Annotated in this window: 9 protein-coding genes; 4 read left to right on the top strand and 5 right to left on the bottom strand. The window is 65.2% G+C overall.

Translation table 11 applies throughout. From position 1 onward, the window contains the following. Positions 1–204 precede the first annotated feature (204 nt). Positions 205–1,434 (top strand): CaiB/BaiF CoA transferase family protein, encoded by a 1,230-nt coding sequence (locus tag AC1DY5_RS29220; protein ID WP_478117112.1) that lies wholly within the window; start codon positions 205–207, stop codon positions 1,432–1,434. 46 nt (positions 1,435–1,480) lie between these two features. Then, complete coding sequence (locus AC1DY5_RS29225) at positions 1,481–2,455, top strand: Bug family tripartite tricarboxylate transporter substrate binding protein (RefSeq protein WP_478117114.1); 975 nt, start codon at positions 1,481–1,483, stop codon at positions 2,453–2,455. A 171-nt stretch (positions 2,456–2,626) separates the two neighbouring features. On the opposite strand, the gene AC1DY5_RS29230 is transcribed toward AC1DY5_RS29225, so the two are convergent. The 4 genes from AC1DY5_RS29230 to AC1DY5_RS29245 all read right to left on the bottom strand — a co-directional run bounded on the left by AC1DY5_RS29230 (position 2,627) and on the right by AC1DY5_RS29245 (position 7,723). Then, positions 2,627–3,634: a Bug family tripartite tricarboxylate transporter substrate binding protein gene (locus tag AC1DY5_RS29230; RefSeq protein WP_478117116.1), complete on the bottom strand. Its 1,008-nt coding sequence runs from the start codon at positions 3,632–3,634 to the stop codon at positions 2,627–2,629. Positions 3,635–3,641: 7 nt separating this feature from the next. After that, positions 3,642–4,814 carry a CaiB/BaiF CoA transferase family protein gene (locus AC1DY5_RS29235; protein ID WP_478117128.1) on the bottom strand — a complete coding sequence of 391 codons (1,173 nt, stop codon included), beginning with the start codon at positions 4,812–4,814 and terminating at the stop codon, positions 3,642–3,644. Positions 4,815–4,991: 177 nt separating this feature from the next. Further along, the gene (locus AC1DY5_RS29240; protein ID WP_478117118.1) at positions 4,992–6,131 is read right to left on the bottom strand and encodes an FAS1-like dehydratase domain-containing protein; all 1,140 of its coding nucleotides are present in this window, start codon (positions 6,129–6,131) and stop codon (positions 4,992–4,994) included. A 20-nt stretch (positions 6,132–6,151) separates the two neighbouring features. After that, entirely contained in the window at positions 6,152–7,723 is a 1,572-nt protein-coding gene (locus AC1DY5_RS29245; RefSeq protein ID WP_478117120.1) for an acetate--CoA ligase, read from the bottom strand. 200 nt (positions 7,724–7,923) lie between these two features. Between AC1DY5_RS29245 and AC1DY5_RS29250 the strand changes: the two genes are divergently transcribed. Both AC1DY5_RS29250 and AC1DY5_RS29255 read left to right on the top strand, forming a co-directional pair. Then, the gene (locus AC1DY5_RS29250; RefSeq protein ID WP_478117122.1) at positions 7,924–8,733 is read left to right on the top strand and encodes an IclR family transcriptional regulator; all 810 of its coding nucleotides are present in this window, start codon (positions 7,924–7,926) and stop codon (positions 8,731–8,733) included. A 23-nt stretch (positions 8,734–8,756) separates the two neighbouring features. Continuing rightward, positions 8,757–9,155: an acyl-CoA thioesterase gene (locus AC1DY5_RS29255; protein WP_478117124.1), complete on the top strand. Its 399-nt coding sequence runs from the start codon at positions 8,757–8,759 to the stop codon at positions 9,153–9,155. A 33-nt stretch (positions 9,156–9,188) separates the two neighbouring features. On the opposite strand, the gene AC1DY5_RS29260 is transcribed toward AC1DY5_RS29255, so the two are convergent. Then, the coding region (locus tag AC1DY5_RS29260; RefSeq protein WP_478117126.1) for an alpha-hydroxy acid oxidase at positions 9,189–9,705 on the bottom strand (517 nt) is incomplete at its 5' end.

The following is a 9,705-nucleotide window of genomic DNA, read 5'->3' on the forward strand; positions in this document are numbered from 1 at the left end:
GCTGTAGAGAAATGTCCTTCTGCGCATGACGGTGTCTCCTGGATGCTCTTGAGGTCTGGTGGGCGAGTCACAGCTCGTAGAATGCATTGTATAAGTTGCATCTTTGGTCAGAATCCGGGTTTGCCCCAGGTTAAACTGATGTTTTCGGCTTTTCTGGCCTGCTCATAGAATATAAAATGCATTCTTATTCAGGAGACATCACCCATGGAGCAATCCGTTCTGGCGGGACGCCGTGTGATCGAGCTGGGCACCATGCTCGCCGCACCTTTCGCCGCGCACATCCTTTCGGAACTCGGCGCCGAGGTCATCAAGGTCGAACCGCCGCGCGGCGACCCGACGAGAAGCCTGGTTCGAGGCGGCCCGAGCGGCACCTTCATCGCCTACAGCCACGGCAAGAAGAGCGTCTGCATCGACCTGTCCGACCCGGAAGGCCATGCCGCGTTCTGCAAGCTGCTGGCAACGGCCGACATCTTCATCCACAACCTGGCGCCGAAAGCGGCACGCAAGCTCAAGCTGACGCGTGCGGACTGCGAAGCGGTGAACCCCCGCCTGGCGTACTGCCACATCCGCGGCTACGCGGCGGGCCCGCAGCAAGACGATCTGGCCTCGAACCCGGTTGCCGAAGCCTCCTCCGGCGTGATGGAATCTAACCGCATCGACGGCCGGCCGAGCCGGCTCGGCCCCTCCTACCATGACCAGTTCGCCGGCGCCTACGCGGTGATCGGCATCCTGGCTTCGATGCTGCAAGCGAAGACGGGCCAGCCGGTGCGGCCGATCGAAGTGGGTCTCTACGAGACCGGCCTCCATGTCGCCTCGCGCGACCTGACCGGTGCGCAACTGAAGCTGCAACTGCTGGGTCGCCCGGAGCGCGAACCCAACGGCGAGTTCAGCATGCCGGGCTATGGGGCCTACGCCACCCGCGACGACCGCTGGATCTACCTGTTGATGCTGACGGACGCCCACTGGCTCAAGTTCTGCCGCGCCATGGCGCTGCCGCAGGCCGGCGATACCTCTCTAGCGAGCCTGCGCCAGCGCAAGAAGGCGCGCGAGCAGGTCGAGGAGATCGTGAGATCCGCCGTGGCCGCCTGCACCTTCGACCAGGTCACCGCGCGCTTGAAGGCCGGGGACGTCGGGTTCACGGAGGTGCTGCCACTCGAGCGCGTGCTCGACGCGCCGCAGGCGCGCCAGCCCGGCAAGCTGCGAAGGGTTCACTACCGCGGACTTGGATTCGACGTGCCCGAGTTCCCGCGGCTGGACGCGGCGACCGACAAGGTCGCCACCCTGCCCCCGCCCGAACTCGGCGAGCACACGCTGGAACTGCTGAAATCCGCGGGAGTGGCAGCGCAGAAATGCGACGAACTGCTCGCCCACGGCGTCATCGGCGCGGCCAGACCCGACGATTTCGCCTGGGCCGCGGTGCGGCATGCAGCCTGAGGCGCGAGCCGAACCGACCGATCACCCGAGACTGGAGCCAATCGTAATGATCCACCCCGCCGCACGAAAGGTCCTCGTTGCATGCCTGCTGTGCGTTGCAGCCGCGGCCCACGCCGCGGACTATCCCGCGCGCCCGATCCGCCTGCTGGTGGGCTTCCTGCCGGGGGGCGGGGCCGATTTCGTCGCCCGGCAGGTGGCACAGCATCTGGCGCAGGCGCYGGGCACCACCGTCGTCGTCGACAACAAGCCGGGCGTCAACGGCACCCTGGCAGCCGCGGACGTGGCGCGGATGCCCGCCGATGGCTACACGCTGCTGCTCGGCGTCAGTGCCAGCCAGTCGATCAGCCCGGTGCTGATGCCCAAACTGCCCTACGACCCGCTGCGCGACTTCACGCCGATCACCCAGGTGGGCTACACCCCGCTGGTGCTGGTGGTCAACAACCRCACGCCCGCGAACAGCGTAGCCGAGTTCGTGAAGTACCTGAACACGAGCAGCGAACCGGTGGCCTACGGCTCGGCGGGCACGGGCAACATCACGCACATGGCGGCCGAGCTCTTCGTGCAATCGACCGGCGCGACCCAGCTTCGGCATATCCCCTACAAGGGCAGCAGCCAGGTCATCACGGACCTGATCGGCGGCCACATTGCCGCCTACTTCGACACCTTGCCTTCGTCGCTCCCGTTCATCCAGAGCGGCCAACTCAGGGCGCTGGGCGTCACCAGTGGCCAGCGGTCCGGCGCCGCGACCGACATCCCGACCCTGCGCGAGGCGGGAGTGCCCAATTACGAAGCCACGACCTGGTTCGGCGTATTCGCACCGCCCGGCCTCAGCGCCCAGTTGGCCAACCGCTTGTACGAGGCGATACACGACAGCATGGACACGCCTGCAGCCCGGCAGGCCATGACGATGCGCGGCGTCGAGCCTGTTCTCGACACACCCGCCCACTTCCGATCGGAACTGGAGGCCGACATCGCCCGATGGCGCGAAGTCACCCGCAAGGCAAAACTCACCCTCGACTGACCATGCCGAGCTGGCTCCGGAATATCGGATCCGCAGTTCATCGACTCGTCACCGAGTCGGGGGCCCTGATCGACGCCGCCTACAGGGTGCCGGCCGATACGCCGGCGAATGCGGTGTCATCGCGCGGCATGTCCGACCCGGCTCGTCGCGCGCCGCCTTAGCCGGATCACCCTAGTCGGCGCGCAGGCCTGCCTTCTGGATAACCGGACCCCACTTGGCGCGCTCCGCACGCGCAAAGTGACCCAGGTCCTCCGGCGTACCACCGCCAATGTCGAACCCAAGCTCCTGGAAGCGCGCCTTGGTCTCGGGTTGCGCAAGGATCTTGTTCACCTCGGCGTTGAGGCGCGCGACGACAGCCGGTGGCGTTCCCTTCGGCGCGTACAGCGCGTTCCAGGCAATGACTTCGAAGCCCGGCACGCCTTGCTCGGCCACCGTCGGGATGGTCGGAAGCAGCGAGGTCCTCTTGACTGAGGTCACGGCGAGGGCCTTGAGTTTGCCGGCCTCGACCTGCGGGCGCACTGCCGTGACGGTGTCAATCATCAGAGGAACCTGTCCACCCAGCACGTCCGTCAACGCGACCGTGGACCCCTTGTAGGGAACGCCGAAGAGCGGGCTGCCTGTCTTTTCCTTCAGGAACTCGAATACCAACCGCGCAGTCGTGCTGGGAATGCCGATGTCTGCCGACTTCGGGCCGGACTTCGAGGCACTCAGGACATCCTGGAGCGAGCCGAACGGCGAACTCCCCTGTGCCAGCAGAACCATCGGAAAAGTCCCGAGGAGGATGATGGGATCAAAGCCCGCTTCGGCATTGAAGCCGATGGACGCATACATGAACTGATTCAGGACATGCGTGCCGTTGGTCCCCATGGTCAAGGTATAGCCATCAGGAGCGGCGCGGGCGACCAACTCGGTCCCGATGTTGCCGCCGGCTCCGCCACGGTTCTCGACGAAGAACGTCTGTCCCGTTGCCGCGCTCAACTTCTCTGCGATGTAGCGGGTCGCCACGTCGGTCCCCTGGCCCGCTTGGTACGCGACCACGATCCTCACCGGCTTGGAGGGATAGTCGTCTGCTCGGGCCGCGCTCGTCAACGCCACCGCCGCGGCGAGAAGAGCCATCTTCACTGCGTACTTCATCTTGTCTCCTTGTTGGTTTTTCATTCGGGCCGGAGCCTTGTGCATCAGGCTTCTAGCGCTGCGGTCGACCCGGGAGCACACCATTGTCACGAAGCGCGGCGACCTCCCTGGCAGGAAGCCCTGCCTCCGCCATCACCTCGTCCGTGTGCTGGGCGTAGCCCGGCGGTGATGAACTAGGCGCTCCAGGGCTTCGCGACAATCGAACCGGCAGCCCGACGCCCCGGTACCCCGCGCGTTCGACGACCATCTTCCGGTGCAGCGTGTGGTCCTGGCTGAAGGCCTCTGCAACCGTGTTCACCGGACCAGCCGGGACACCACACTGCATCAGCTTCTGGCAAAGCACTTGCCGCGAGCGGGCGCTCAGCGCATCCTCGATCCGAGCTCGCAGCTCGGGCCGGTGGGCAAGGCGAAGCGCGTTGTTGAGGAACCGAGGGTCGGTGGCCAACTCGGGGCGACCGACGCATTCGCAGAACCGGCGGAACTGCCCGTCGTTCAGGATGCCGAGGAAGATCTCGCCATCGCCGCACATGAATTTGTCATAGGGTGCGATGTTGGGATGCGCGCTGCCCAGGAGCTCGGGCGTCGCACCGGAGCTCAGCCAGTTGGCCGCATGCGGCACCAGCAGGCTCAGTGCGGCGTCGAAAAGCGTCGCCTCGACGGCTTGACCGCGACCGGTACGGTGGCGCTCATGCAAGGCCATCAGAATCCCGGACAGCGCGGTGTATCCGGTCAGATGATCGACGATCGGTACGCCGATGCGAGTCGCTCCTGATCCGGCCTCGCCATTGATGCTCATCAGTCCGCACATGGCCTGAAGCACGGCGTCGTAGCCGGGCAGCGCGCCCAGCGGCCCATCGGCGCCGAACCCGCTGATGCTGCAGTAGATCAAGCGCGGGAACCGGACCGACAGGTTGGTCTCGAAATCCAGTCCCCATCGCTTCATCGTGCCGGGAATGAAGTTCTCCACGAGAACATCGGCCTGCTCGAGCAGGTGAAGGAGGACGGCCTTGCCCCCGGGCTTGGAAAGATCCAGTCCGATCGCGCGCTTGCCGCGATTGACCGCCGAGAAGTATGCCGCGTCGCCCGTGGCGTCGAACGGCGGGCCCAGCCATCGCGTGTCGTCGCCGGCAGGCGGCTCAATCTTGAGGACATCGGCGCCGTGGTCGGCGAGCATCTGCGTGCACAGCGGACCTGCCAATACCCGGGACAGGTCGAGCACGCGGATGCCGTCCAATGAGCCTCGTGGCTGATTCGTCCGTTCAGGGTTCGGGTTCGAAGGGGTGCGCATACGGCTCCGCCGAAAAAAAGGGGGCAAGTCGGTGAGGACCGTGCCGACCCGGCGGTCGAGCACGTCTTCAGGCTCGGCGGAACGGAACCGAAGGGTCCAGTCCGCCGAGGGTGGTCAAGACCGTGAGGGCAGTTCGACGATGCCGGAACCCACCACGGACAGTTCGTCGTCCTGGTTGCGCGCTTCCTGCGCGATCTCGACCAGATGGCGCCCGCCTTCGATGAACTTGCGCTTCACGTGGCCCTTGATGAAGAGCATGTCGCCCTCCGGGTTGTGGCGGCGAATCTTGCAGCTGGCTTTGGACAGGAAGCCGTCGTCGCCGGCCCAGTTCGTCAGGTGGTGGGCCAGCCACGAGGTGCGCTCGGGACCGTAGTCGTAGGCGCCGGGCGCGCCGACTTCGAGTGCGAAATCCTCTTCCCAGTGCACGCGCTCGGGAACGTCAGGGATGCCGAAGCGGTTGGTGATGCCGACGCCCGGATGGGCGTCGATCAGCTTCCACGCGAGCTTGTTGGCTCGGATGTAGAGACCACCCCACCCCTGGGCATAGGCGATGAAGCCGGTGACCGTCATCGGACCCTTCATCATGACGGGCAGCGACTCGCCTTCCTTGACGTCTTCCCAGTAGCGGGGCGTTGCGCCGCGCACGGGCTCGTCGCGATAGAGCTTGAAGGCCTCGCCGATTTCCTCCGGGGTATAGCGGCGCGGCTCGCGTGCGCGCACGTCCTTGTACTTGGTGCCCTGCTCACGCGCGTGGTCCCGCTCGGTGCGGAAGCACCAGCTGTCGGCCTCGGCAACCTTGTCGCCAGTCTGGTTGAAGAAGTCGACGTGGTAGATCTGTTGAACCGCGCGACCGGCAAACTTGGTCTGGTGCTCGACCAGGTCCTTGAGGTAGGCCTCCGTGGTGATCTCGTCGTTGCGCAGCACCGGCTTGTGCCAGGTCCAGTCGGAGCCGGACCACATCGCGTGCACGCCGGGCAGACCGCCGACGTAGCCCGACACGATCCGGCTGGTCGAGAAGAGGAAGCTGGGGAGCGCCACGATGCCGCCGTACCTGGACTTCGCCGCGTAGTCGGGCTCGCACCACAGCGGATTGTCATCGCCGATGCCGTGGGCGTAGTGCCGGATGTTGTCGCGTGTCGCCTCGTGGCACCACGGCTCTGCCGTCGCGCCGATCGGCTTGCCGATGCGCTCCCTCAATTCGTCAAGGCCGCTCTCCGTAATCTTGGGGAAGCTTCGTTCGGTCTGCGTGGACATCATTGTCTCCTTTGCTTTCTTCAGTGGATTGCGGCGAGCGCCGCGGTTGAATTCGCAAGCTCTCGCTCACGGAGAATCTTTCGGTGGACCTTGCCGGCCGGGGTCTTGGGGAGCTCCGGGACGAATGCCACTTGGCGCGGGTACTCGTGCTGGCTGAGGCGGTTGCGCACCAGTTCCTGTATTTCCGAAAGGAATGCGTCGTCGCCAGTGCGCTCGGAGACAACGAATGCCTTCACGATCTGGCCGCGGAGCTCGTCCGGCACGCCGATCGCAGCGGCCTCGAGCACATCGGGGTGCTTGAGAATCGCGTCCTCGATCTCGACCGCGCTCATCGTCCAGCCGGCGGAGATGATCACGTCGTCGGCACGTCCGCCGTGATGGAAGTAGCCGTCGTCGTCGACGCGGCCGAGGTCCTTGGTCGGCACCCAGCCGTCCTTGCGCCAGACCTTCAGTTCACCCGTGACGCCGGGCGCGCACGGGGCGCCGTGGATGTCCTGCACCTCGACCCGGGTGCCCGGAATCGCCTTGCCCAGCGAGCCCGGCTTGACCACGAAGTCGGCCGCGCCCGGGTAGTTCACCAGAATGACTCCGATCTCGGTGGTTCCATACATGCTGCAGACCGGTCGACCGAAGGTCGCCTCGGCGAAGGTCGAGGTTTCGCTGTCGATCGGCTCGCCGGTGAACGAGAGCTTCTCCAGGAAGTATTCATACTTCGCGGCCGCACCCGAGTGACGCATCATTCGATAGTGGGTGGCGGCGGCCGAGATGTTGTTGAAGCGCCCGCTGTGCAGTGCCTGAAGCAGACGTTCGGCATTGAACTTCCCGGCGTAGGCGCCGATCGTCACGCCCAGTGCCAGCGGCGCCAGGGTGCCGTGCCAGAGCCCGTGGCCCCAGGCCGGCGACGAAGGACAGAAGAAGCGGTCTCCCGGGCGGATGCCCGTTCCGTAGAGCGCCGCGAGCATCAGCGTCACGATGGACTTGTGCGTGTGGCGGACCGCCGCCGGCAGCTCCCGCGTGGTGCCAGAGGTGTACTGGAAGATGGCGAAATCGTCGCCCCTGGTTTGCGGCTCGAACCGGCTCGGGTAACCCTCGAGGGCGGCGAGGAACTGGTTCGAGGCGACGACGACCTCGACGTTCTCGAGGCCGTTTGCCATCGGTGACTTTTCTGCGTTCGTGATCAGCAGCTTGGGGTTGCAGTCGTTCACCCGAAGGCGGATGCCGTCGGGTCCGAACAACGTGAACAGCGGCACGGCGACGGCCCCGGCCTTCATGGCGCCAAAGATGGACACATAGAAGGCGCGGGACGGCTCGAGCATCACGGCCACGCGATCGCCGCGCTCGATTCCCTTGTCAACGAGGTAGTTCGCGAAGCGCGAGGAAGCGTCGGCGAGTTCGGCGAAGGTCAATGTCTCCTCGCTGCCATCCGCATGCGCAACGATGACCGCCTGCCGCGCGCCGCTGACGTGCCGGTCGATGCATTCGTGCGCGATGTTCAGCGATTCACGGTCGCCGTCGAACAGGTCCCACAGCCTGTCTGTTGAACAGAGGCGCTGGGCATCCGCGTAGGAGTTGAAGTCTGTGAGCTTCCTCATGGTGTCTGTTGTCTCTGCGTTGTGGATCGGAGTGATGCAACTATGCGCGCCACAATCTAAATTGTCAAATACGCTCTATGATTGTCCTAATACAATTTGACTGGATCTTGGCCTTGCTGTGAAGGCCCTTCGCGATGCCGTCCGGTTCGCGTGTCCCACGCATCGTTTCTGGTAAAACGCGTCCAACGCTCCCCAACTCCATGCCACCTGACATTTCAAAGTCGCGTTCGCCTGCGCAGCCCGCGCCGAAGGCGCGTCGCGTTCGTCCCGTTCCTGCAGTCACGCGCTCGATCGCCATCCTTCGACTTCTGGGTGAGTCGCCCCCGATGGGCGTCAAGTCGATCGCGGAACACCTCGGCCTGGTACCCAGCACCTGCCTGCACATCGTTCGAGTGCTGGTGGATGAGCAACTGCTGAAGGTCGACGAAGGAAGCAAGCGCTATTCGCTCGGCATCGGCATGCTCAGCCTCGCGCGCAGCGTGGTGAAGAACAGCACCTTCTCCAGTCTGGCTCAGCCGATGCTCGACGACTTGTCGAAAGAATGGGGCGTGACGACAATGGGGGTCGAGACCGCGGGCGCCGAGCACATGGCGGTCGTCGCGCTGTCGCGGGCGCAAGCGCCCTTCGGACTCCACGTGGATATCGGGAGCCGTTTCCCCGCCCTGGTCAGCGCAACGGGTCGACTCGTGGGGGCATTCGGCCAGGAGTCATGGCCGCAGTTGCAGAAGCGCTTCAAGACCGTACGCTGGGACAAGCCGATCGAGTTCGCGGTGTGGAAGAAAGAGGTCGAGCTCGCGCGCAAGAACGGCTACAGCATCGACCGAGGCAACTACATCAACGGCGTCACGATCGTCGCCGTACCGGTACTGGACGAAGGTCAGCGCATGAGTCACTCCCTCGTTGCGGCGGGCCTCTCGGATCAACTGAACGGACCGACCGGAACGGCGATCGCCAAGGCGATGCTGGAGGTCGCCGATTCACTCTCGACAATGCTTCCCTACAAGCGCTGAGCGCCTCGGCGAAGGAACACCCAATGAACAAGCCCGACGATACGGCGAGGAAGCTGTCCGCGGAGCCGGAGGTCGTCCTTCGCGTCATCCCGATGCCGGCGGACACGGTTCTGGAGAATCTCATTTCCGGCGGCTGGGTCATGGGCAAGCTCGATGCTGCCGGCAGCGTACTGCCCATGAGGATCTCCGGCCGACTGGTCGCATTGGTTGCCGTCGACAAGCTCGTCTTCGCACAGCCGATTCTTCTGGGGGAAGTGGTGACCTTCTTCGCCACCGTCGTGAGCATCGGGACGACCTCCGTCACGGTCCAGATCGAAGCGGTGACCGAACGACGCGGCGGCGGCGCACTGACGAAGGTGACCGAATGCCGGATGACCTACGTCGCGCTCGACGATGAGCGCCGGCCGACGAAAGTGCGGTAGCGAACCGGCGCTGCGAGGGGTGCCCAGCGCCCGCTACGCGCCCCCGAACAGGTTCCGGCGAGAAACGCCCGCCGGGCTCTGGACGCCAATCAGCGCCATGTTGCGCATGATCTCCGAGGCGAGGATTCCGATCGCGTGCTCGATGCCGGCCTGCCCTGCCACCGCACCCGCGTAGTTGAACGGCCGCCCGACGAAGACGAACTTCGCGCCCAGTGCCAAGGCCAGCAGCACGTCGTTGCCGCGGCGAAAACCGCTGTCGATCATCACGGGATAGTCGCTGCCCAGCGCCTCCACGATCTCCGGCAGCACCTGCATGGGCGACACCGCGCCATCTAGCTGCCGGCCACCGTGGTTCGAAACGATGATGCCGTCGGCACCGTGATCGCGCGCCTGCAGCGCGTCGCGCGCATCGAGAATGCCCTTGACCACCAGCCGGCCCTTCCAGCGTCGGCGTATCAGCGCGAAGTGCTCCCAGTTCAGGTGATCGCGGGCGCCGAAGTCGCGCATCACGCTGGACGACAGGATCGGCGCACCGCGCGTGGACTGCGAG

Source organism: Variovorax sp. P4_D9 (genome assembly GCF_056401695.1).